The sequence below is a fragment of the Mycobacterium sp. NPDC050853 genome (assembly GCF_040653875.1).
Classification (GTDB): Bacteria; Actinomycetota; Actinomycetes; order Mycobacteriales; family Mycobacteriaceae; genus Mycobacterium.
Genome location: NZ_JBFAGW010000001.1, coordinates 1,211,264 through 1,234,499, shown reverse-complemented (window position 1 = coordinate 1,234,499; position 23,236 = coordinate 1,211,264). Strand labels below are relative to the sequence as shown.

The 23,236-nt window shown below is 65.8% G+C and carries 19 protein-coding genes; 13 read left to right on the top strand and 6 right to left on the bottom strand.

Annotation, left to right across the window (positions count from 1 at the left end; genetic code table 11):
- The first annotated feature begins 27 nt into the window (after nucleotides 1-27).
- Nucleotides 28-5,499 (top strand): hypothetical protein, encoded by a 5,472-nt coding sequence (locus AB0H22_RS06110; protein WP_358145472.1) that lies wholly within the window; start codon nucleotides 28-30, stop codon nucleotides 5,497-5,499.
- On the opposite strand, the gene AB0H22_RS06105 is transcribed toward AB0H22_RS06110, so the two are convergent.
- The gene (locus AB0H22_RS06105; RefSeq protein WP_358145471.1) at nucleotides 5,496-6,275 is read right to left on the bottom strand and encodes a DUF4878 domain-containing protein; all 780 of its coding nucleotides are present in this window, start codon (nucleotides 6,273-6,275) and stop codon (nucleotides 5,496-5,498) included. The genes AB0H22_RS06110 and AB0H22_RS06105 overlap by 4 nt on opposite strands.
- A 149-nt stretch (nucleotides 6,276-6,424) precedes the next feature.
- Between AB0H22_RS06105 and AB0H22_RS06100 the strand changes: the two genes are divergently transcribed.
- Nucleotides 6,425-6,841, top strand: a complete 417-nt coding sequence (locus AB0H22_RS06100) for a DUF3151 domain-containing protein (RefSeq protein ID WP_358145469.1) — start codon at nucleotides 6,425-6,427, stop codon at nucleotides 6,839-6,841.
- Between the two features lie 132 nt (nucleotides 6,842-6,973).
- A complete protein-coding gene (locus tag AB0H22_RS06095; RefSeq protein WP_358145467.1) occupies nucleotides 6,974-7,885 on the top strand; it encodes a cation diffusion facilitator family transporter in 912 nt (303 codons plus the stop codon).
- A 31-nt stretch (nucleotides 7,886-7,916) separates the two neighbouring features.
- On the opposite strand, the gene AB0H22_RS06090 is transcribed toward AB0H22_RS06095, so the two are convergent.
- Nucleotides 7,917-8,681 carry a site-2 protease family protein gene (locus AB0H22_RS06090; protein WP_180749108.1) on the bottom strand — a complete coding sequence of 255 codons (765 nt, stop codon included), beginning with the start codon at nucleotides 8,679-8,681 and terminating at the stop codon, nucleotides 7,917-7,919.
- 9 nt (nucleotides 8,682-8,690) lie between these two features.
- Complete coding sequence (locus tag AB0H22_RS06085) at nucleotides 8,691-9,356, bottom strand: peptidase M50 (RefSeq protein ID WP_358146100.1); 666 nt, start codon at nucleotides 9,354-9,356, stop codon at nucleotides 8,691-8,693.
- A gap of 148 nt (nucleotides 9,357-9,504) precedes the next feature.
- Between AB0H22_RS06085 and AB0H22_RS06080 the strand changes: the two genes are divergently transcribed.
- The gene (locus AB0H22_RS06080; RefSeq protein ID WP_180749106.1) at nucleotides 9,505-10,800 is read left to right on the top strand and encodes an adenylosuccinate synthase; all 1,296 of its coding nucleotides are present in this window, start codon (nucleotides 9,505-9,507) and stop codon (nucleotides 10,798-10,800) included.
- Entirely contained in the window at nucleotides 10,797-11,459 is a 663-nt protein-coding gene (locus AB0H22_RS06075) for a PaaI family thioesterase (RefSeq protein ID WP_358145465.1), read from the top strand. The genes AB0H22_RS06080 and AB0H22_RS06075 overlap by 4 nt, the downstream gene beginning before the upstream one ends.
- 4 nt (nucleotides 11,460-11,463) lie before the next feature.
- On the opposite strand, the gene AB0H22_RS06070 is transcribed toward AB0H22_RS06075, so the two are convergent.
- The gene (locus AB0H22_RS06070; RefSeq protein ID WP_180749102.1) at nucleotides 11,464-13,044 is read right to left on the bottom strand and encodes a Na+/H+ antiporter; all 1,581 of its coding nucleotides are present in this window, start codon (nucleotides 13,042-13,044) and stop codon (nucleotides 11,464-11,466) included.
- A gap of 60 nt (nucleotides 13,045-13,104) precedes the next feature.
- Between AB0H22_RS06070 and AB0H22_RS06065 the strand changes: the two genes are divergently transcribed.
- The 7 genes from AB0H22_RS06065 (at nucleotide 13,105) to AB0H22_RS06035 (ending at nucleotide 20,522) form a co-directional block, all read left to right on the top strand.
- Nucleotides 13,105-13,431, top strand: a complete 327-nt coding sequence (locus AB0H22_RS06065) for a UBP-type zinc finger domain-containing protein (protein WP_358145462.1) — start codon at nucleotides 13,105-13,107, stop codon at nucleotides 13,429-13,431.
- A 62-nt stretch (nucleotides 13,432-13,493) separates the two neighbouring features.
- The gene (purT, locus tag AB0H22_RS06060; RefSeq protein WP_180749099.1) at nucleotides 13,494-14,867 is read left to right on the top strand and encodes a formate-dependent phosphoribosylglycinamide formyltransferase; all 1,374 of its coding nucleotides are present in this window, start codon (nucleotides 13,494-13,496) and stop codon (nucleotides 14,865-14,867) included.
- The gene (locus AB0H22_RS06055) at nucleotides 14,864-15,313 is read left to right on the top strand and encodes a nuclear transport factor 2 family protein (protein ID WP_180749095.1); all 450 of its coding nucleotides are present in this window, start codon (nucleotides 14,864-14,866) and stop codon (nucleotides 15,311-15,313) included. The genes purT and AB0H22_RS06055 overlap by 4 nt, the downstream gene beginning before the upstream one ends.
- 14 nt (nucleotides 15,314-15,327) lie before the next feature.
- The gene (locus tag AB0H22_RS06050) at nucleotides 15,328-15,753 is read left to right on the top strand and encodes a rhodanese-like domain-containing protein (RefSeq protein WP_358145459.1); all 426 of its coding nucleotides are present in this window, start codon (nucleotides 15,328-15,330) and stop codon (nucleotides 15,751-15,753) included.
- Nucleotides 15,750-16,982, top strand: coding sequence for an O-succinylhomoserine sulfhydrylase (locus AB0H22_RS06045; protein ID WP_180749091.1), 1,233 nt, complete (start codon nucleotides 15,750-15,752; stop codon nucleotides 16,980-16,982). The genes AB0H22_RS06050 and AB0H22_RS06045 overlap by 4 nt, the downstream gene beginning before the upstream one ends.
- Before the next feature lie 62 nt (nucleotides 16,983-17,044).
- The gene (locus tag AB0H22_RS06040) at nucleotides 17,045-17,518 is read left to right on the top strand and encodes a hypothetical protein (RefSeq protein WP_358145457.1); all 474 of its coding nucleotides are present in this window, start codon (nucleotides 17,045-17,047) and stop codon (nucleotides 17,516-17,518) included.
- A gap of 10 nt (nucleotides 17,519-17,528) precedes the next feature.
- Nucleotides 17,529-20,522, top strand: coding sequence for an RND family transporter (locus tag AB0H22_RS06035; RefSeq protein WP_358145455.1), 2,994 nt, complete (start codon nucleotides 17,529-17,531; stop codon nucleotides 20,520-20,522).
- 11 nt (nucleotides 20,523-20,533) lie between these two features.
- Here the strand turns inward: AB0H22_RS06035 and AB0H22_RS06030 are convergent, their stop codons facing one another.
- Nucleotides 20,534-22,039, bottom strand: coding sequence for a carotenoid oxygenase family protein (locus tag AB0H22_RS06030; RefSeq protein ID WP_180749085.1), 1,506 nt, complete (start codon nucleotides 22,037-22,039; stop codon nucleotides 20,534-20,536).
- 97 nt (nucleotides 22,040-22,136) lie between these two features.
- On the opposite strand from AB0H22_RS06030, the gene AB0H22_RS06025 reads away from it, so the two are divergent.
- Entirely contained in the window at nucleotides 22,137-22,757 is a 621-nt protein-coding gene (locus AB0H22_RS06025; protein ID WP_180749083.1) for a TetR family transcriptional regulator, read from the top strand.
- On the opposite strand, the gene AB0H22_RS06020 is transcribed toward AB0H22_RS06025, so the two are convergent.
- Nucleotides 22,754-23,149: a PPOX class F420-dependent oxidoreductase gene (locus AB0H22_RS06020; protein ID WP_180749081.1), complete on the bottom strand. Its 396-nt coding sequence runs from the start codon at nucleotides 23,147-23,149 to the stop codon at nucleotides 22,754-22,756. The genes AB0H22_RS06025 and AB0H22_RS06020 overlap by 4 nt on opposite strands.
- Nucleotides 23,150-23,236: the final 87 nt, after the last annotated feature.

Here is a 23,236-nt window from a genome sequence, read left to right as displayed (position 1 = left end):
AGAACGGCTGCGGATGCTGCTGCGGCGGTGAAGGTCACTACGGATAAGGCGTTGGTGGATGCGGATAAGGCCGCCGGTGATGCGGCTGCCGCCAAGATCGTGGCGGATCAGCGGGCGGTTGATGCCAGAACGGCTGCGGATGCTGCTGCGGCGGTGAAGGTCACTACGGATAAGGCGTTGGTGGATGCGGATAAGGCCGCCGGTGATGCGGCTGCCGCCAAGACCGTGGCGGATCAGAAGGCGACCGATGCGGCCGCAGCCGTCACTGCTGCGGATGCCGTCAAGGTCGCTGCCGACAAAGCATCGGCCGATGCGGCGACCGCGGCCACGGCTGCGGCGGATACCGCGACGGCCAAAGCTCAGGATGCCGCCGCCGCCAAGGCAGCCGGGGATGCCGCAGCCGCGGCGAAGTCCACGGCGGATGCAGCATTGACGGATGCGCAGACCAACGCTGCCGCGAGCGATAAGGCGTTGACAGATGCCGTTGCGGCCAAGGCTGCGGCGGATGCAGATAAGTCGGCGAAGGATGCCGCGAAGGTTGTCGCGGACGCCGCGTTGGCGGATGCGACGAACGCTACTGCCGCCGCATCGGCAGCCAAGATGGCCGCGGATCAGCAGGCGGTTGATGCCAAGACGGTCGTGGACGCGGCGACTGCGGCGAAGGTCAATGCGGACAACCTATTAACGGGTGCGACGCAGGTGGCCGCGGATACCGCGGCAGCCAAGACGGCTGCGGATCAGCAGGCGGTTGACGCCAAGTCGGCTGCGGATGCTGCTGCGGCGGTGAAGGTCACCGCCGATACGGCGTTGGCAGATGCGGATAAGACCGCTAGTGATGCGGCTGTCGCCAAGACCGCCGCGGACACGAAGGCCGCTGACGCCGCCAAGGCGGCCGCGGATGCTGCTGCGGCGAAAGCCATCACCGATAAGGCACTGACCGATGCAGGCAAGGCGGCCACCGATGCCGCAGCGGCGGCCAACGACGCCGCAGACAAGGCATCCGCAGCCAAAACGGCTGCGGATGCGGCCGCTGCGGTGAAGGTCACCGCGGATAGGGCGTTGGTGGCTGCGGATCAGGCTGCGGCGGATTCCGCGACTGCCAAGAGCGTGGCAGATCAGAAGGCCGCGGAGGCGAGGGCTGCGGCGGATGCCGCCACCACCGATAAGGCGGTCACCGACAAGGCGCTTGCCGATGCGGACAAGGCAGCGGCGGATGCGGCGGCGGCCAAAGCTGCGGCAGACCAGAAGGCCGTTGATGCCAGGACGGCATCGGATGCGGCGGCCGCCGCGAAAGCTGCCGCCGATAAAGCACTCGCCGACGCCGATAAGGCTGCGACAGATGCCATCACCGCCGCCACGGATGCTGCCGACAAGTCCGCAGCCGCCCAAGCCGCCGATGACGCGGCGGCAGCGATAAAGGCCAATGCGGACAAGGCGGTCACGGACGCGGGTAAGGCGGCGACCGATGCCGCGGCGAGCGCGGGAGAGGCCGCAGATAAGGCAAATGCCGCCAAGACGGCCGCCGATGCGGCGGCTGCGGTGAAGGCCGCAGCGGATACGGCATTGGCCGATGCGGGTAAGGCGGCGTCGGATGCGGCGGCCGCGAAGACTGCTTCGGATCAGAGGGCGGTTGATGCGGGTGCCGCTGCCGATGTAGCGGCCGCCGCCAAGGTGGCTGCCGACAAGGTTTTTGCGGATACCTCACAGGCCGCTGCGGACGCGGCCACCGTGGCGAAGGATGCTGCCGATAAGTCCGCGGCCGCGCAGGCTGCCGATGATGCCGCCGGTGTGGCTAAGTCTGCGGCGGACAAGACGTTCGCGGATGCGGGTAAGGCGGCGTCGGATGCGGCGGCCGCGAAGACTGCTTCGGATCAGAAGGCCGCTGATGCCAAGACGGCCGCGGATGCGGCGGCAGCGGCGAAAATCAACGCGGACACCGCGTTGGCAGATGCGGATAAGGGCGCTACCGATGCCGCCACCACGGCGAAGGATGCCGCCGATAAGGCCGTCGCCGCTGCCAAGGCCGCGGTCGCCGCGTCAGCGGCCAAGGACACTGCGGACCAGAAGGCTGCCGATGCGATGAAGGCCGCGGCGGATGCGGTGGCGGCCAAGGCTGTTGCGGATCAGAAGGCAGTGGGGGCCAAGGCTGCCGCTGATGCTGCCGTCGCCGCTAAGGCCGCAGCCGACAGCTCCTTGGCCGCTGCGAGCAGTGCTGCTCAAGGCGCGGTTTCCGCATCGGATGCGGCAGGTGTGAAGGTTACCGATGCGGCCCAGGCCGCCGCCGCTGCGGAAGCTGCGAAGGTGCTCGCCGACAAGGCATTTGCCGATGCCGATAAGGCAGCCAAGGATGCGCTATCCGCCGCCGACGTGGCGAATCAGGCGGCGTCGAGCGCTAATGCAGCTGCCGCAGATGCTGCCGCGGCGAAAGACGCCGCGGACCGCAAGGCCGCGGATGCCGCGAAGGCTGCCGTCGATGCCGCAGGCATCAACGACGCTGCGGACCGGACGGCGGCCGAGGCCAAGATCGCTGCCGATGTTGCCGCGGCGGCGAAGACCGCCACGGATTCCGCACTGTCAGACGCGGACAGGGCAGCCACGGATGCCGCCGCGGCGAAGGCTGCGGCCGACCTGAAGCTTTCCGGCGCTGCCACGACGGCTGATGCTGCGGCCGCCGCGAAGGCCGCAGCCGATAAGGCGTTGGCGGACGCGAATGCTGCTGCCAAGGCCGCGGTGGATGCAGCCAAGAGTGCCGGTGACAAGGCGGCCCAGGATGCCAAGGCCGCCGCCGACGCCCAGGCTGCCAAGGCTGCTGCCGATAAGGCGCTGGCCGATGCGGCGAAGGCGGCCCAGGATGCACAGGCCGCCAAGGACGCGGCCGCAGCCCAGGCCACACACACCGCAGATGCGGTCAAGGCGGCGACCGATGCGGCCGCCGCCGCGAAGTCTGCGGCAGAACAGGCGGTTGGCGACCAGAAGGCCGTTATCGACGCGGCAACGCAGGCCGGTGTCGACAAGGCGGCGGTCGACAAGGCCGCAGCTGATGCCTTGCGCTCGGCCGAAGCTGCCGCGGCGTCCTCGGCGCGCGCCGCTGCCGCCGCCAAGGTATTCGACGAGGCTCAAGCCGCGGCCGCGCGTGACCGGGCGGCTGCCGAGCAGGCATTGAAGGATAAGGATGCGGCGGCGCAGGCCGCGGCCGCCGATTCCGCCAAGGCTGCCGAGGATCGTGCCGCCGCCGCCAAGATTGAGGCGCAGAGCGCTTCCGATGCCGCAGCGGTCCAGGCAGCGGAGGGCGAGGCGGCCTTCCAGAAGCTGGCGGCGGAGAAGGCTGCGGCTGACCGTGCGGCCATGGACAAAGCAGCACAAGAGGCGAAGCAGCGTCTCAATGTCATTGCGGCCGATTGCCGTCCGATCTTCGCCGAGGCGGCGGCGGCCGCGCAGACCGATCCGAAGGCTCAGGCGGATCAGAAGGTCCAATCCACTGAGGCGCAGGTCGGCTCGGCGGCGCAGTTGGCCCAGGTTCGGGATACCCGGCAGTCATCTGCCGAACGATCGGTAGCCGATAAGACCGCGACCGCCGAGAGCGCGGGCACCGCGGCCGGAGCGGCCCTGACCGATGCGACGACCGCTCGTGCCAAGGCCGTCGAAACCGCGACCCAGGCGGCCACGGCGCAGGCTGCGGTGGATACGGCGGTGAGTGCCGGGGCCCCGTCGCCCGAGGTTGCCGAGGCTCAGAACGCGGCCCGAATTGCCGCGGAGCAGGCCGATGAGGCCGAGCGCGCTGCGCAAGCCGCCGAGGCATTGGCCGCTCAAGCCACGGCCGCGGCACAGTCGGCGGCCGGCGACCGAGTAGCCGCAGAGGCGGCCGCCACGGCAGCCGCAGATCAAGCAGCCGCGGCAAAGGCGGACGCACAGCGGGCCGCCGAGCTACTGGCGACCGCGCAGCAGCAGGCAGACGGTTACGCGGCGGCCAAAGCTGCCGCCGATAAGGCCGCGGCCGATTACACGGCCGCTGCGGCACGGGACCGTTTGGCGTCGGCGAAGTCGGCCGAGGAAAAGGCCATCGCGGAGCGGGCCTACGCCGACTGCGTGTCCGGTGCCGCAGGCAAGTGCGGCGCCACGAATGTCGGTAACGGGGGATCGGCGTGGAATCTGTTCGGCGGGCGGCCGCTGTTCGGGCCCGGTGGTCTCATCATCGGCGATGGCTCACCGAACGCCGCAGGCGTCTATACCCAACGGCCGCTGTTCGGCCCAGGTGGCCTGATCATCGGTGACGGTGGCCTCGGCCAGGACGGCGGTCTGCTGATCGGCAACGGCGGCAGGGGTTTACCCGGTCAAAAGGGCGGTAACGGCGGCCTGCTGTTCGGCAACGGTGGCGTCGGTGGCGATGGCCTACCGGGACAAAAGGGTGGTGACGGCGGCAATGCCGGACTGATCGGTACCGGCGGCGTGGGAGGCAAGGGTGGAGACGCGTCTGCGACGGCCGACGGGAAATCCGGTGTCGGCGGCGCGGGCGGTACCGGCGGTAAGGGTGGCGCCCTTGCCGGTGATGGTGGTGCCGGTGGCAAGGGGGGCGAGGGCAGCAACTTCTTCACCGGTACGTCCACCGGGGGTGTCGGTGGTGACGGTGGCAATGCGGGGCTACTCGGTACCGGTGGCACTGGCGGTCAGGGCGGCACCTCCAACTCGTTCGATACCCGGACATCCGAACCGGGCACCGGTGGAAACGGCGGTGTCGGCGGTAGTGGTGGGGTGATCGCGGGCAGCGGTGGCGCCGGTGGTGCGGGCGGTGAGGCCAAATCGACCTATGGGGAGACCAAGGGCGGCACCGGTGGTGTCGGTGGCTCCTCGGGTGCGCTGGCCGGTGACGGAGGTTCGGGCGGCGTCGGCGGGGCTTCGTCGAGCCTGGGCGGCACGGCCGTCGGCGGTAATGGCGGTGACGGCGCCAACTCGCACGCGGTTGTCGGGAACGGCGGTGGCGGTGGTGCCGGAGGTAAGGCCGAAACCTCACAGGGTGTGGTGAAAACGGGTCCTGCGACCGGCGGATCCGGTGGTACCGGTGGCAAGTCGGGTGCCGTTGGTAACGGTGGTGGCGGTGGTGCCGGCGGCGATGCAACCGGTAACGGGGACAAGGGTAAAACCAACACCGGTGGCGCCGGTGGATCCGGTGGCAGCTCCCAAGGTCTGGGCAATGGTGGTGCTGCTGGCCACGGTGGCCACTCGCATGCGGTGGACGGGGACAGTAAGGGCGGCGCCGGTGGTACCGGCGGTAATGGTGGCCCCATTCACCGGGGCGGTGCCGGCGGCAATGGTGGGAACTCGTCGTCCGTGAAGGGCTCACGCACGGGAGGGGCCGGTGGCCCCGGTGGACGTGGCGGTGTCGCGGGCAAGCCGGGTGAGGCGGGTTCTAGCTCGGCCGGCAGTCCCGATGGTGCCAGTAGCTCGAAGTCGGCAAGCACCTCATCGGGCGGTTCCACCTCATCCTCGGGTGGCACGAACTAGTCGGACTGGCAGATCTTCCATTCCTTATCGCGGAACTGCAGATCGAAGCTCCGCGCTGAGCGGGTCTGCGGTGCGAACGCCATGAACGAAGTGACGTTGGCCTCGGCATGTTCGCCGTTGACGACTACCTCGTCGACGCTGGCCACCACCGGGTACTGCTTGGCGGCTGCCACCTTCTGGTAGGTCTGTGACCACTCGGTATCGGGGTAGCGGACGTAGCTGTCGCGGGTCTCGCCGCAGGTGATTGTCCGCAGCGCGGCCAGGTTGCCGGTCTGGATGGCGTTGTCGTAGCTCTGAATGCTGTTGCGCACCAGTTCTTCTTGCGAAGCTTTCGGGGTGCTGGTGCGCGAGATGATGACGGCGGCAAGCACGATCACGGCGGCCAGCGCGGCCACGACGAGCGCGAGTGCGATCACCCAGCCCCAGCTGCGCTTCTCGTCCTTGCGCGGAGCGATGGTTTCGGGGGTTGCGGCCTTGGCGCGCAACTGTGGTGACAGCGGACGGATGAGCTCGGTCTTCGGATCATCGGCGACGGGCACGATCATCTCGGTCTTGTTGGCATCGAATCCCGGCGCCGTGTAACGCGGAACATCAGGCTTGGCCGGAGCCATCACGACGGTCTGGGCGTCATCGGGTGCGGGGACCGGGCCGGTGTCGGTGGTGTCGGCTGGTTCCGTGATGTTCGCGGTGCCTTCCGGCTGCTCGGTGGAGTCCGCAGGCTTGCCGCTGGGTGCGTCGGGCTTGGCCTCGGGGTTTCCACCGGTGGGGTTCGCCATGCGTCTGTTTCCTTATCCGTACATAACGCTTTTCGCGCAGCGCCTCATCGATCTGGGATCGACCGGGCCCACCCTATCGTGATCGCGGCAGACGGTTGGCGTCAGAATGGTTTCCATGAGTCTTCCCCCCGAGTCCTTCCTCAAGTCCAATGCGTGACCTGCTGGGTCCCGAGCCGGTGCTGCTGCCTGGTGACGAGGACGCCGAATCGGCCCTGCTCAACGGCCAGGATCCCGCGGCGGTGGCGGCGGCGTGGCCTGCCGCATCGATCGCCTGGGCGGAACTGGCCGAAGGCGCGCTGGACGATGACGGTTCCATCGGCAGCACTGTCACCGCCTACGCGTTCGCCCGCACCGGCTATCACCGTGGCTTGGACCAGTTGCGGCGAAACGGGTGGAAGGGCTTCGGTCCGGTGCCGTACTCGCATGAGCCCAATCGCGGCTTCCTGCGCGCCGTAGCGGCCCTGGCACGCGCCGCTCAACTGATCGGCGAGGACCACGAGTACGCGCGGTGCTGCGATCTGCTCGACGACTGCGATCCGGCGGCCCGTCCCGCGCTCGGTCTGTAACTCTCCTCCCCCGACACGCCGTCTCGTGGCGGCCTCATGCGATACGAACCTGCCGTAACGCGGCGTGTCGGGAGACGCATTGGCCTATGCGAACATTTGCATATAAGTTCGGATAGGTCGAAGGGAGCCGCAGTGGGAGCAGGGCACGATCACGGGCGTGTCGCCGATCCGGCCGACGCCCGGGTGGGGCGCATGGTGGTGTCCCTGGGCATCGTCGGGTCGTTCTTCATCCTGGAACTCGTCGTCGCCCTGCTGATCAACTCGCTGGCTCTGTTGGCCGATGCCGGTCACATGCTCACCGACCTCGTCGGTCTCATCATGGGGCTCAGTGCCATCTCGTTGGCCCGCCGTGGAAGTGCGTCCGCGGCAAGGACCTACGGCTGGCACCGGGCCGAGGTCCTCACCGCGATCGTCAATGCGGCGCTCCTCACGGGTATCGCGGTCTTTGTCATGTACGAGGCGGTGGAACGTCTCACCAGCGGCGCACCCCCGGAGGTCCCCGGCCTGCCGATGATGGTCGTCGCGCTGGCCGGGCTTGCCGCCAACGTGGTGGTGATCTGGCTGCTGCGCTCGCATGCCGAGAGCAGCCTTGCGGTCCGAGGTGCCTACATGGAGGTGCTGGCCGACGCCGTCGGCAGCGTCGGGGTGCTGGTGGCCGCCATCATCACTCTCACCACCGGCTGGAAGTACGCCGATATCGTTGTCGGCGTCCTTATTTCGCTGTGGATCCTGCCGCGGGCGTTCGCGCTGGCGCGGGCCGCGCTGCGCATCCTGACCGAGACCTCGCCCAAACACATCGATGTCGAGGAGCTAAGGGCGGCGCTACTCGCGGTGGACGGTGTGAGCAGTGTGCACGATCTGCATGTGTGGACCCTGGTGCCCGGTAAGGACATGGCCACCGCACACCTGACCAGCACCGCCGACGCGGCGCAGGTGCTGAAGGCCGCGCGACTGGTGCTCACCGAACGCGGTCTGCCCCATGCCACCATTCAGGTGGAACCGCCTGAGGCGCAAGAGCATTGCGAAGAGCACGCCAACTGGTAGATGGGCCGCTTGCGCGAAGACCACAGGCCGGCTAGAGCAGCTTGGCCCAGAAGCGAAACAGCCAGCCGCCCAGTCGGGCGAGGTCGGGTTCGACGCCCAATGATGCGACTATCCAGTAGACGGCATCGAAGAATGCTTGGTTGATCGGTGGCACCATCAGCAGCACGAACAGGATCAGGAACCCGAACGTCTTGAAGGTCTCGAGCGAGCGGCGCGTCTGTGGGTTCAGATGCGGTTCGAGTGCGCCGTAGCCGTCCAGGCCGGGTACGGGTAACAGGTTGAGCACCACCGCCGTCACCTGAAGGAATCCGAGAAAGGCCATCGCCGCCCAGAACACCGCATGGTCGCGATCGAAGAAAAGCGTTGTCGCCCCCAGGATCAGCACTGCAAGCGCGGCGTTCGCGCTGGGCCCGGCCAGGCTCACCAGGGTGCGTTGGCGATTGCTCATCCCGGCGGTGTGTACATACACTGCGCCGCCCGGCAGCCCGATACCGCCGAGAGCGATGAACACCAGTGGCAGCGCCAAGGACAGCACCGGGTCGGTGTATTGGAGCGGGTTCAACGTCAGATACCCGCGCGCTCCGGTATCGCCGAAACGCCATGCGGTGTAGGCGTGCCCGAACTCGTGCAGGCACAGCGACACCACCCACCCGGCGAGCACGAAGACGAACACCCCACCGCGTGCCAGTGGCTCGGTGGAGTTGCCGCCCCACCATGCGGCCACCGCCCCGGCGATGGTGAGCGCAACGAGCGCCAGAAATACCGGGCTGGGACGGACGGACTGCTTGACGTTCACGGGCAAAAGCTACCGGACTAGCAGCCATCCCTGCTGATGCCGATAGAACGTCGACCTGGTCACCGGACGAGGGCCCGCGACACCGTCACGGACGACAACGGCACCCTCGGTGCCCAGCTGAGCCGCCCGTCCGGTGGCCCAGTGGCGGGGAAGGAGCCGCGGTCGGCGCCGTACCGAGGCCCGCAGGCCCGGTACCGACTCGGTGGGCTCGACGTCGACGGTGGCGGCGCCATCGGAGGGACCGAACAGCAGGGTGTCATCGACTGTGGCCTCGCCGATGACGGTCTGCCATGAGGCGCGCCCGGCGAGGGCGGTGCCGGTGTCGTCTCGGATGAGCGGCACCCGGTGTGCGCTGCCATCGCGTGCCCGTCGTGCCGAACCGAACCTGATCCGGTAGATCCGCCGCGCGCGTGAGCGGCGGTCCGGTACGAAACCTAATTCCACATCCAGCTTCTCGGCACGCATCAGCCGGGTCAACACCTGCCCGAGGTCGTCGTCCCCGCCGACCACGATGAGCCGCCTCGTGCCGTCCGGGAGTCCATCCACGAGTGCGCGTAGCCCCTCGGCGCCGTCCGGCCGGTCGGTGGGCAGTGCCCGCAGCGCATGCGGCAGCCGCCGCGCACCGAACAGCAAAACTCGCGCCGATGCGGCCCCTGTGGTGCTTGTGATACTCAGCGCAGCTCCTTTTTGCCCGTCCAGATACGCACAAAGCCTGTGGCCTCGGATACAGTGACTCACCGGCTGAACAACATTTTGCACGCGCAGCGCTGCGCCGCGATGGCCCGCGGTGTGGGCTGCCTCCAGGAAGCGCAGAGAAACGCACATGCCGGCAATAGTCCTGATCGGCGCCCAATGGGGTGACGAGGGAAAAGGCAAGGCGACCGACCTGCTCGGTGGCTCGGTTCAATGGGTAGTCCGCTACCAAGGCGGTAACAACGCCGGACACACTGTCGTGTTACCCAACGGGGAGAACTTCGCCCTGCACCTGATCCCCTCGGGGATCCTCACCCCGGGGGTGACGAACGTCATCGGCAACGGGGTCGTAGTCGACCCCGGAGTGCTGCTGACCGAGCTCGCGGGTCTCGAGGAGCGGGGTATCGACACCGGCCGCCTGATCATCTCGGCGGACGCGCATCTACTCATGCCGTATCACGTGGCGATCGACAAGGTGACCGAAAGGTACCTGGGGTCCAAGAAGATTGGCACCACCGGCCGCGGTATCGGACCCTGCTACCAGGACAAGGTGGCGCGTATCGGTATCCGTGCGGCCGATGTGCTGGACGAGGAATCGCTGCGGCAGAAGGTGCACGCCGCACTGGAATTCAAGAACCAGGTGCTCATCAAGATCTACAACCGCAAGGCCCTCGATCCCGACCAAGTGGTCGACGGGGTGCTGGAGCAGGCCGAGGGATTCAAGCATCGCATCGCCGACGCCCGCCTGCTCCTCAATCAGGCGCTGGAACGCGGCGAGACGGTGCTGCTGGAGGGGTCCCAGGGCACGCTGCTCGATGTCGACCACGGCACGTATCCGTTTGTGACGTCCTCGAATCCAACCGCGGGCGGTGCATCGGTGGGCTCGGGTATCGGTCCCACGCGGATCAACACCGTGCTGGGGATCCTGAAGGCCTACACGACGCGGGTGGGTTCGGGTCCGTTCCCGACGGAGCTGTTCGACGAGCACGGCGCATACCTGGCCAAGACGGGCGGCGAGGTGGGCGTCACCACCGGCCGCGCCCGGCGGTGCGGATGGTTCGACGCCGTCATCGCCCGGTACGCCACCCGGGTCAACGGCATCACCGACTACTTCCTGACCAAGCTGGACGTGCTGTCGAGTCTGCAGACGGTGCCCATCTGTGTCGGGTACGAGGTGGACGGTAAGCGCACCAGTGAAATGCCGATGACGCAGAGCGAGATCTACCGCGCCACACCGGTTTACGAAGAGCTTCCGGGCTGGTGGGAGGACATCTCCGCTGCGCGTGAGTTCGCCGACCTGCCCGCCAAGGCCCAGGACTATGTGCTGCGCTTGGAGGAGCTGGCCGGTGCGCCGATGTCGTGCATAGGTGTCGGACCGGGCCGGGATCAGACGATCGTGCGGCGGGACATACTCTCGAGGTCATGACGGCCGATGCGGACAGACTCGCCGCACTGCATGAAGAGATGAATCGGGCGATCCGTGAAATCCGCGGCGGAGGGTTCCCGCAGTACTCGCCGTCCTCGGTCGGTCCGGGCTTTGGGCGATTCCTGACCGCCATGCGGAAGCTCCAGAGCCTTGCGGTGTCCGCCGATATGGACGATCCGGGCTGGGATGAAGCCGCCGATCTCACCGAGAAGCTGGTCGAGCTGATGGCCCCGCACCAGGCGGCCGAGGGCGTCGGACCCGCCAATCGGGTTGCCGACGAACCGGCGAATGGACATCTACTGCTGCCGCCGTGGTTCATCGACACGGCCGGCCCGGACGGCATCGAGACCCACGGGGACTTCCCTCGGTACTACCTGGGCGGCAACGGTGCGGTACATGGCGGCATCCTGCCGCTGTTGTTCGATCACCTTTTCGGGATGACGGTGATCATGGCGGGCCGCACCATCAGCCGTACGGCCTTCCTGCACGTCAACTATCGGCAGGTAGTTCCGATCGAGGTCCCGTTGACGGCTCGTAGCCGCATCGACGAGGTCGATCGCCGCAAGGCCTTTGTCTCGGCGGAGCTGTACGACGCGCAGGGCACGGTGCTGGCCGATGCCAACGGGCTCATGGTGCAGCTGCTGCCCGGCCAGCCCTGACCTCTTACCGGTCGGCCTGATTCATGGTGGCCTCTTCGAGGTCGAGGCCCCGGAGCACGGTGCGTAACACCTCGTCGTCGATATTGCCGGAGTCGCGTTCGGCGATGAACACCTCGCGCTCCACCTCCAGCATCTCCAGGCGCAGGTTTCGGAACGCCGCCATGGGGCTCTCACCGGCGTCCTCGTCGCTCCGTCCGAGGCGCTCCCATGCCGCGTTACGCCTGCGGGTATTCCAGTGCCGCAATATTTCGGCGGCACGGCTCCGCACGTTGGTGTCCTCGATACCGTCGTTGTCATCGAGCAGTTCCTCGAGACGGTCGGCGGCAGCGCGGGCGGCCTTGTCCTGAGCCGCGGCCTCGGCGAGGGCGTCCTTGCGTTCGTCATCGCTTTGTACGCCGAGGACCCGGATCACCCATGGCAACGTAAGACCGTGTAGCAGCAGGGTTCCCACCACGACCACAAAGGTCAGGAACACGATGTGCGGATGTCCGGGCAGTGGCTCGCCGGTGACGGTGGTGAGAGGTACCGCGAAGGCCATCGCCAGGGACACCACGCCACGCATACCTGCCCACGCCACCACGAAAACCCCACGCGCCGAGGGGCGTTGGCCAGGTGGCCGCAGGTAGGCGAATGCGAAGACGAACAGGATTCGTACCACGATCACCGTTGTCAGTACCGCGATCGAGGACAGCACGATGGTGCTGAAGGACAGTCCCCGAAGTCCTTCGATCACCTTGGGCAGCTGCAACCCGATGAGCAGGAACGCGAAGGATTCCAGCAGCAGCTGAACGGCCTTCCACACTGCGTCGTCCTGTAGCCGGGTGGCGTATCCGGCGTGCACCGAGCGGTGACCCAACATGAGCCCGGCGACCACGACGGCGATCACGCCGGAGCCATGAATCTCCTCGGCGAGCAGGTACGCGAAGAACGGCACCACCAGGCCGATCGCGCTCTCGGACAGCGGATCGTCGAGCTTGCACCGGATGATGTTGACCAATTTGCCGATGACGAAACCGACGAACAGCCCGCCCACGGCGGCGAGTGCGAATATTTTGAGCCCGTCGGTCACGGTGGCGCCGAGCCCGATCGCCACGGCGATCGCCACCCGATACGCGGTGAGCGCGGTCGCGTCGTTGAGCAGGCTCTCGCCGCCCAGCAGCGTCATGATGTTGCGCGGCAGTCCGAGGCGTCGGCCGATGGCGGTGGCCGATACCGCGTCGGGCGGTGCCACGATGGCACCGAGCACCAGCGCGCCGGCCAGTGGCAGCTCGGGGACGGTGTAGAACGCCACGAAGCCCACCGCGACGGTGGTGAGCAGCGGCAGTATCACGGCGAGGCCGCTTACTGCTCTGATGTTTTTACGCAGGTTGACGTAGGAACTTTCCAGCGCCGTCGTGTAGAGCAGCGGGGGGAGGATCACGAACAGCACGAGGTCGGGATCCATCTCGATGGGCGGCAAGCCGGGGATCGCGGTGGCCGCCAATCCGGCCACGACCAGCACCAACGGCGAGGGAAGGCCGAATCGCCGGGAAATCGCCGCCAGCACCAGCGCGGCCGTCAGTACTGCCAGCAGGGAAACGTTCACGTTCGTATTGTGTGCGGTGTCCGGACTGGCAGGGTAAGCGGGCAGAGGAGGTGGGTAGAGATGAGACGGCTGTTTCGACGTGGGGCGGCGGTATCCGAGTCGGCTGGGTCGACAGCGGGCGGTGGCCTATGCCCCGAGCTGGCCGCTGCCGTTGGCCAAGATCCACAACCCCGGACTCCCGGTGAGTGCGAAGACTGCGCGGCATTGGGCGAGCAGGTGTGGGCCCATTTGCGGATGTGCCTGGAATGTGGCCGGGTCGGCTGTTGCGATTCCAGCCCCCACCAGCACGCCACTGCGCATTTTCACTCCTCCGGGCATCCAGTGATGCGTTCACACGAGCCGGGGGAGAACTGGCGTTGGTGCTATGTCCACAGCACTCTTGGTTGATGGCCTGTGGCAATCTGGCACGCTAGGCACGGTCCGATAGGGCAACAGAGCGACCAGAAGGCGTGGAGGGCATCGTGGTGACGCAGGAGGGTTCGCCCCCCAGCGAGCAGGGTTCGACGGGGTCAACCGGCACCACCGTCGAATCTGAGCCCGTCGAATCCGGGTCGGTTACCGAGGACGCCATCCGCGCCACAAACGGCGCCAGGTCCGGTTCCAACGCAGCCAAGACGCCCGAAGCGGCCAAGGCCACGAAGCCCGAGCCGCAGCCGGAACCTTCCAACGCGAACCGCACCACCGTGATGCTGCTCGGCTCGGGTGAGCTGGCCAGGGAACTGGCGATCTCCTTCCAGCGCCTGGGCGCGGACGTAGTGGTGGTGGACTCCAGGGAGGGCGGACCCGCCCAGGATGCGGCGGACCGTACGGTGCTGGCGCCGATCGATGAATCGGAGCGTCTGTTCGAGCTCATCGAGAAGGAACGACCCCGTTTCGTGGTGCCCCTGGTGGAGACGGCGTCCGGGGATGCGCTGGACAAGGTGGCCGAGCAGAAAGTCGCCCAGGTGATTCCTACCGTCAAGGCGGTCCGACTCGCCCGCGACCGCGAGGCGATGCGCCGGATGGCGGCCGATGAGCTCGGCTTGCCCACACCCGCGTTCTGGTTCGCGAATTCGGTCGAGGAGCTGCACGAGGTGCTCGAAACCTCGGGTTTCCCGGCGGTGGTGCGCCCGGTGTCGGCGACATACGGCCAAGGCCAGTCGGTGGTGCTGCGTGACAGTGATGCCGAACCGGCATGGGAACAGGCCATCGCATCCAGCGTCGGAGGCATCCAGCGGGTGCTGGTGGAGACCGCGGTGGAGATCGACTACGAGATCACGTTGCTCACCGTGCGGACGGCCGGGGTTGGCGGCGCGACGAGGCTTTACTTCTGTGAGCCCATCGCGCACCGGCAAAGCGGAACCGACGCGATGCAGATGTGGCAGCCGCAGCCGCTGAGCCAGGCGGCCCTGGAGCTGGCACGGTCGATCGCCGCGCGGGCGGTTAATGCCCTTGGCGGGCATGGTGTTTACGGTGTCGAACTGTTCGTACGCGGTGACGAGGTGTACTTCTGCGATGTGAGTGCGCGGCCCTATGATTCCGGGCTTGTGACGGTGCGGTCACAGCGACTGTCGGAGTTCGATATGCACGCGCGTGCGGTCTTGGGTGCGCCCATCGACACCATCCTGGTGTCGCCGGCGGCCGCCGAGGTGGTCTACGGAGACGGTGACGGTCCGTCACCCCGGCAGCTCGATGAGGCGCTCCAGGTACCGGAAAGTGATATTCGGGTGTTCGGACACGCGGAAACCCACCGGCGCCGCCGCATCGGGGTGGGACTGGCGACCGCCCCCAACACTGCGCTGGCGCTCACGCGCGCGCAGCAGGTCGCCAGGCATCTCCGATGACGCCGCAGGAACAGGCATCGGATTCCGAGGATGGGGCCAGCATCGCCCCGTTCATCGCCGGAGCGGTGATCTTTGGAATCGTGGTGATCGGTATCGCCGTATCGGTGATCTTCCGGTCGAGTGACGGCCTCACCGAAGAGGGCCGAGTGGGGCGGGCTGTTGTTGCGCAGAACGACGCACTGCAGCGACGCGCGTACGCCGACTATGTGGCGAACAGCTGTCGGGCCATCGTCACTCCAGAGCAGAATCTGATTGCCGCGCAGGACAAATCCGAGGCATCGCGCGGAAACCGATATGTGGATGACGTCAAAGACGTCAAGATCAGCGGGGATGCCGCCACCGCACAGGTGACCTATCACTACATGAAATCCGAGGACAACAAGCTCACCGCCGCCGCCACCCTCACCAAGGAAGACGGCTCGTGGAGGGTGTGCACTCAGTACTAATAGACTGGCTCTTCGTGGGCTACGCAGGAGATATCACCCCCGAGGCGGCGTGGGCGCTGCTGAAGGAAAACCCAGAAGCCGTGCTCGTGGATGTGCGCACGTCGGCCGAGTGGAAGTGGGTCGGAGTTCCCGACCTGACCGAGCTCAAGCGCGATGTCGTGTACGTCGAGTGGACCCGTTCCAACGGCCAGCACAATGACGACTTCCTCGACGAGCTGGCGGCCGCGGGCGTGACCGGGCCTTCCGAAGGGGATAACCGGCCCGTGGTGTTCCTCTGCCGGTCCGGTAACCGCTCGATCGGCTCCGCGGAGATCGCGACGGAGGCGGGAATCGCGCCCTCCTACAACGTGCTTGATGGCTTCGAGGGCAATCTCGATGAGCACGGGCACCGAGGCGGCGTGGGCTGGCGCGCCATCGGTCTGCCGTGGCGGCAGTCATGAACCAGACTCCGGACGGCATTCCTTCTGTCCGCATTCCGAAAGCCCTGCCGGACGGGGTGAGCCAGGCGACCATCGGGGTGCGCGGCGGGCTGCTGCGCTCCGGATTCGAGGAAACCGCCGAGGCCATGTACCTGACGTCCGGGTATGTGTACGAGAGCGCGGCGGCCGCGGAGAAGGCGTTCACCGGCGAGGTCGACAGGTACGTGTACTCGCGATACGGCAACCCGACGGTCTCGATGTTCGAGGAGCGGCTGCGGCTGATCGAGGGCTCGCAGGCGGCGTTCGCGACGGCGACGGGCATGTCGGCGGTCTTCACCGCGCTGGGTGCGCTGCTGGCCGCCGGCGACCGGCTGGTTGCCGCGCGCAGCCTGTTCGGTTCCTGTTTCGTGGTCTGCAATGAGATCTTGCCCCGCTGGGGTGTGGAGACCGTGTTCGTCGACGGCGAGGACCTCTCTCAGTGGGAGGAGGCGCTGTCGGTTCCGACGCAAGCCGTTTTCTTCGAAACCCCTTCCAACCCAATGCAATCGCTTGTCGATATCGAGGCGGTGTGCACGCTCGCGCATGCGGCGGGCGCAAAGGTGGTGCTGGACAATGTCTTTGCCACTCCGCTGTTGCAGCAGGGTATCCCGCTCGGTGCTGATGTGGTGGTCTACTCAGGTACCAAACACATCGACGGCCAGGGCCGGGTGCTTGGTGGTGCGATTCTGGGTGAAACCGAGTACATCGAGGGACCGGTCAAGACGCTGATGCGGCACACCGGGCCGGCTCTCAGCCCGTTCAATGCCTGGACGCTGGTGAAAGGCCTTGAGACGCTGGCGGTTCGAGTCAATCATTCGAACGAATCCGCGCTGCAGATCGCGCGGTTCCTGGAGCAGCATCCGGCGGTTCGTTGGGTGCGGTACCCGTTCCTGGAGACGCATCCGCAGCATGAGCTGGCGAAGCGTCAGATGCGCGGCGGCGGAACCGTCGTGACATTTGAACTCGATGCCGACGGCGATGCCGGTAAGCAGGCCGCCTTCCGGGTGCTCGACGGGACGTCGCTCATCGATATCTCCAATAACCTGGGCGACTCCAAGTCGCTCATCACTCATCCCGCCACGACGACGCACCGCGCGATGGGCCCGGACGGGCGGGCCGCGATCGGGCTCTCCGATGGCGTGGTGAGGCTCTCCGTCGGGCTGGAGTCGACAGAGGACCTCATTGCCGACCTGGAACGGGCGCTGAGCTAACTAGGGCTAGCTTTAGTTAGCAGGGGCTAGCACTCCTCGATTCTTCTTTGTAGTATTCCGCCATGGCGCAACGAAGCGTTCATGTCGCGGTACTCGTGTTTGCCGCCGCATTGATGACGACGGCTGTAACTGCCTGTTCGATGTCCGATTTCGTGGGCGGAGCCGTAGAACGCACCACGTATCCGCCGGTCACGCCCATACCGCAGCCCCCGCCCGGGGTCAGCATTCTGCCCGCTGACTTTCCGAGCGATATCCCTGTCGTCAAGGGCACATATCGCCAAGATGCCGAGGGCGATTCGCGGACCCTGGCCGTTAGAGGTGTCGACGCGTCGGCGGTGGCCGCGGCCGGCAAGCTGCTCACCGATGCCGGATTCGAACATCAAACCGTCATGGGCCAGGACGCCTACCTCAATTCCAAGTACACCGTCATGGTGGTCGGCGACGACCTCGGCGGAACCTTCACCCTCCGATACACCGTCATGTCGATGACGGGTGTGCCATCCATGCCGAGCATGACCTTCCCGCCGCTGATTTGAGGAGCTGACGATGTCGCACCAATACAGTCCGGCGTTCGAGCGGGCGGGGCGCTTCGTGGCGAAGCACGCCAAGCTGGTGATACTGGCCTGGCTCGCGGTCGGGGTTCTCGTCAACACCGCCTGGCCGCAGCTGGAGCGGGTGGCCAACGAGCACTCGGTGAGTCCGCTGCCCACGGGTGAGGTGAGCCCGGCGCTCGCGTCGATGAAGGAGATGGGAAAGGCGTTCGGCCGTCCCGGCATCGACAACGCCGTCATCATCGTGATGCACAGCGATAAGGGCTTCGACGCCGACGCGCAGGCCCGCTACTCGGCGCTGATCGACCGGCTCAATGGGAACAAGGAGTACGTCACCTTCGTCCAGGATCAGCTGGGCGATCCGCGGATGCGGAATAACCCGGTGGCTCGCAAGCAGGTGCTCAGCGAGGACGGCACCACCTGGTACGCGATGGCGGGCCTGGGCGGGGATCTGGGTACTCCGTTGGCGCAGCGGGCGTATCGCTCGGTCGATGATCTGGTGAAGCAGACGTTCGCCGGTTCGGCCACCACCGCGAATATCACCGGGGCGGCGGGAACCGTCAGCGATATGGGCAACGCGGCGTTGGGAGATCTGCCCAAGATCGGCGCCGTGACCGTGGTTGTCATCGGCCTGATCCTGCTGTTGGTGTTTCGGTCGTGGTTCACCGCGATGCTGCCCCTGCTGGTAATGGGAATGAGCCTGCTCATCGCTCGTGGCGTCATCGCCGGGCTTGCCGATCGCGGTCTGGTTCCGGTGTCCTCGGTGTCGGCCGGACTGATGATGGCCGTGTTGATGGGGGCGAGTGTCAACTACACGGTCTTCCTGGTGAGTCGGTACCACGAACGAATACGCGCGGGGGAGACCCCGGAGGACGCTCTGGCACACGCCTGCGGCTCGATGACCCGGGTCATTCTGGCGACGGCCGCCACGGTGGCGATCGCGAATATCGCGCAGCTGACCGCCAAACTGGCCTTCCTCGCGGCATCGGGACCCGCGGTGTCGATGGGTGTGATCGTCGCGTTCTTCGTGGTCACCACCATGCTGCCCGCGACACTGAGCCTGGCCACAAAGCGTGGGCTCGGCCTACCGGGGCCCGATCGGGCGGGGGTGTATTGGCACCGCATCGGCGTGACCGTCGTGCGACATCCGTGGCCGGTATTCGCCGCGGCCACCGCAATCCTGTTGGCCGCCGCGGCCTTCGTCCCCTTCATGCGGCCCAGTTTTGACATGTCGAAGGTGCTGCCGGAATCGGCCCAGTCAACGCAGGGCATGCGCACCCTCAACGAGCATTTCCCCGCCAATTCGACGATGCCTCAATACCTTTTGGTGCAGGCACAGTCGGATCTGCGCACCCCGCGCGCGCTGGCCGATCTGGACCAGATGGCCGAGCGCATCTCGCAGCTCAGGGGTGTGGGGAAGGTTGTCGGCATTACGCGGCCCGACGGCAACAAACTCACCCAGGCCACCCTGGCGTGGCAGATCGGGTACATGGGAACGCAGATCGACAAGACCAGCGGTCAGGTCAACGCCGACCTACGGCCCCAGCTCGAACGGATGTCAAAGCTCGCCGATGTCATGTCGGCGATGACTAATGAGCTCGGCGACGGGGACCTGGCTCGGATGCAGCAGATGATGCCGCAGATGTTGTCGATGGCGAAAGAGGTTGGGGAACAGCTCGATCGGTACCAGTCGCTGATATCCCAGATGGGCACCGTGGCGGGGATGGTGGACCAGTTGGCCAAGATGGGGCCCTCGGTGGAGGCGACGTTCTCCGCGCTCGACGCCGGGGCGTCGTTGACCCAGACGCTGGCCCAATCTCCGTTCTGCCCGGTGCAGCCGGACTGTGTGAAGTTGCGAGATCAGCTGATCGAGCTGCGCGACACGGGCCCGCTCTCCTCGGTGGAAAGTCTGCGCGAGTCGGTGCGGGCGGTCACCGGCGGCAAGACGATCACCCAGCTGCTGAGCGATATGAATGGGCAGTTCAAGCAGATTCGTGGACTACTTGCGAAATTACCTGAGATGGAACGGAAATTCGAGCGCATTTCGGGCTACTTCCAGCAGCTGCAGGGGCTCGGCGTCGACATGAACTCCGTCAAGACGATGGGCGTTCGGATGCGTGATCTGAACACCCAGTTGGAGGACACCGTACGGTCCATGGGCGAGGCCGCCGTCACCCTGCAGACCATCAGCAAGGACTCCAATTCGCCTGCGGCATCGGGATTTTCCATGCCGCAAGCGATGCTGCAGAATCCTGGATTCAAGGAGCTGAGTTCGGCATTCCTGCAGGAAGACGGTCGTACCGCGATGTATCTGATCCAGTCGCCGCTCAATCCGTATGGGCCCGAAGCGATGCAGTTGAGCCGCGATATGGAGCGCGTCGGCAACGAAGCCACACCCAATACCGCGCTCGCCGGTGCCACGGTTTCGGTCGGTGGGTTCCCGGCCATCAATGCCGACCTGAAGAAGGCGTATAACAGCGACCTGCGAGAAATCATCGGGGTGACACTGCTCATCATCTTTCTGGTGATGTGTCTGCTGCTGCGGGCGGTCGTCGCGCCGCTTTACCTGCTGGGTACGGTGCTCCTCACCTACATCGCGTCACTGGGCATCGGCGTGCTGGTGTTCCAAGTTCTCCTTGGGCAACAACTCGATTGGGCTGTCCCGGCCATGACCTTCGTACTTATCGTCGCCGTCGGGGCCGATTACAACATGCTGTTCATCTCGCGCCTGAGGGAGGAGAGCACCCGCAATATGCGGGTCGGCATCATTCGGACCGTGCGCCAGACCGGCTCGGTGATCACCTCGGCCGGGCTGGTGTTCGCCGCCAGCCTGTTGGGCATGATGGTCGGCTCGGTGAACCAGATGGTGCAGATGGGCTTCATCATCGGCGTGGGCATTCTGCTGGATACCTTCATCGTCAGGACCCTGATGGTTCCGACCCTCGCGCAGGCCTTCGGCAAGCTGAGTTGGTGGCCGTCCAAGGCGTGAGGGCGGGCCTGTTAGGACAGCAAGGCCGGATGGGGCAGTGGCGCAAACGGGTCGGCGACTCGCGGCGTGAAGGTCCCGTGGAACCCGATGGGTAGGTGATGCGTCAGGTGCGCCACCGCCAATGGGCCCTGCTCGACATCACGCGCGTCGAGAATCACTAACTGCGAACGGTTTTCCACAAGATCGTGATTGACCGCGAGCAGCCAGCCGTCATCCTGTGCCGCGTCTTTGTTGCGCGGCACGAAGATCGGTTCGCAGACCGAGGCCTTCCCGAAATCGCAATGTGTCATGGTGCCGGTGCGATGGTCGAACTTGAAGATGCCGTTGTAGTGGCCCTCGCGCTCCAGCGTTCCGGCGGTGTAGGTGATCTGATGATTACGCGTGGACTGTCGCCAGTCATATTGCGGGAATTCGATTTTCGCGGACTGTGACACCACTTCCTCGGTGATCCTGCCGGTTGGTGATATGCGGAATCGAACCAGGTGACTGTCCGGAAATTCGCGGACTACCAGATGGTGATGAGGATTTGGGTGGTCCTTCGGCCCCATGGCGGCGTCCAGTGTTCGTCGTAAGAAATCCAGGCTCTCGTACCTAACGAATTCCACCACCGCGTCGGGCCCGTCTTGGAATGCGTTGGTGACGTGGATATGCAGCTGTGGATCATGTTCGAAGACAAGTGGCTTGGAGCCGTCTCTGGGGACCAGTATGAACTTGGTGCTCCCGTTGGTGAGTTGGTATTCGAGGCTTTCGTCGAAGCTCTTCCCGCGGATGAGCTGTCCGATGTTGGGCCGGATGGGGTCGAGCACGAATACGAGATACTTCTCCGTCAGTGCGAAGTCATGGTTCCATCCCATGTCCCAGAGAGTCACCGAATTTATCTGTGACATCCTCCCGTCAGCGCTCACGCGATAGCAGCGAAGTCGAGGTGTGGGAAAGACATCCAGACCGAAGTTGAACATCTCGCCGGTAACCGGATCCCACTTGGGGTGTGCGGAGAAGGCGCCGACATATCCGAGCTTGCCGCCAAAGTCATTGGTACCCAAGGTTTCCAGCGTGTTCGGGTCGATCCGGTGTGGCGGACCGCCTTCCCAGAGTGCCAACATCTCGCCACCAAGCGGAACGATGTTGGTGTTCGCCGTGTTCGCGGGCAGCCGGAGATTGGCGAGCAGTTTCCCGGGGACGTTGGTGGTGATGCCTCGCCTGCGCATCGCGCTGTCCTGCAACCCGTCCCGGAATTGTTGGGTGCGCACGTATCGGTTCGTGAAACGCACCGATGAACCGTCCAGGATGAAACGCGACACCATGCCGTCGGCGTCGAATATCGTGCGAAGCACCGTGGTTCCGACCTCGAACTTGCCGGGGCCAATGCGGAAAAGCGTGCCGGTCAGTTCGGGCGGCAGTGTGCCGTCGACCTCTGTGACCTCGTAGTCGTACTCGCGGAGCTGGGATTCGAAGGGGCGGGCGACCAGCTCCTCGAAGTCCGTGTCGGAGGCTGAATGCTCGGGCGCAAGTGTCATGAACTCTCCTAGACCACATTGTCGGGCAGTTTCTGATGACGGGTGTCCTCAACATTAGCGAGTAGGTTGCGTATGTCAAGACGAAGGGCGTTTCAGCGTGACGAACGGGCAGATTCACCGCACGTACGGTGGCAAGACGCGAGAGCAGCGCCAGGATGAGCGGCGCGTGGCACTGGTGCGGGCGGGCCGTGAGCTCTGGAGTGACAAGGGGCTGGCCGCGGTCACCGTTCGGGGTGTTTGTGCTCGGACCCGGCTGACCGATCGATACTTCTATGAGCAGTTCTCGGTGATCGGCGACTTGGTTCTACAGATCGTGGACGACGTGTTCGCCGAACTGTTCCAGTCGATGGCAGAAGCCGGCCGGGTGGCTGGCGACAACCCGCATGCGCAGCTGACGGCGGGGCTCACGGCCTATCTTGAGCAGTCCATCGCGGACCGGGCGGTCCTGCGGATTCTGACATCCGATCTGGACGGATTTCCCGGGCTGGCCGCCAAGCGCCGCAGTCTTCAGCACCGTGTCGCGCGGGCAATACTTCTGACCATTGCGCCAGAGGTCTCGAAACCAGAGCCAGCCCTGCTCGATAGGGCCGTGTTCGGGGTCGGGGGCGTCACTCTCCTCATGGAGGACTGGCTCGCCGATGAAAATAGGTGCAGCGCCGGCGAACTGGGAGCCAAGGCTACCGACATGTGTATGCGCCTGCTGGGGCCGCTGACCTAGCCGTGGCTCAGGAACTTGGTGGGCCGTAGGTACAGGATCACCCGGTCCGCCTCATCGCCGGTGCTCTGTCCAGCCCACGGAGCCTGGTAGAGGTGAGCCAGTTCCTGGATGAATGACCCGGTGGGATCGTCGTCGATCTGGTCGATGGTGCCCCGCACCTCGAGGTATCGGTACGGGTTCGTGGGGTCCAGGATCGAGAAGGCGACGCGTGGCTCGGTCTGGATGTTGCGGAACTTGGCCCGCTTGTTGGTGTGGGTGAATCGCAGCCGCTCGCCGTCCCAGCTGAACCACATTGGACTGGACTGTGCGGAACCGTCGCCGCCGATCGTGGCCAGGTGGCCATAGAGCTGCTGTTCCAGGAGATCTTCGAAGCCTGCGGGGATTTCTGGCATGACCTATTTGAACATTCGGGCGGCACGGATGCTTCCCCGGTCAGACATGACGGATAGCTTCCGTTCGATTCGCCGGGAGCCAAAGAC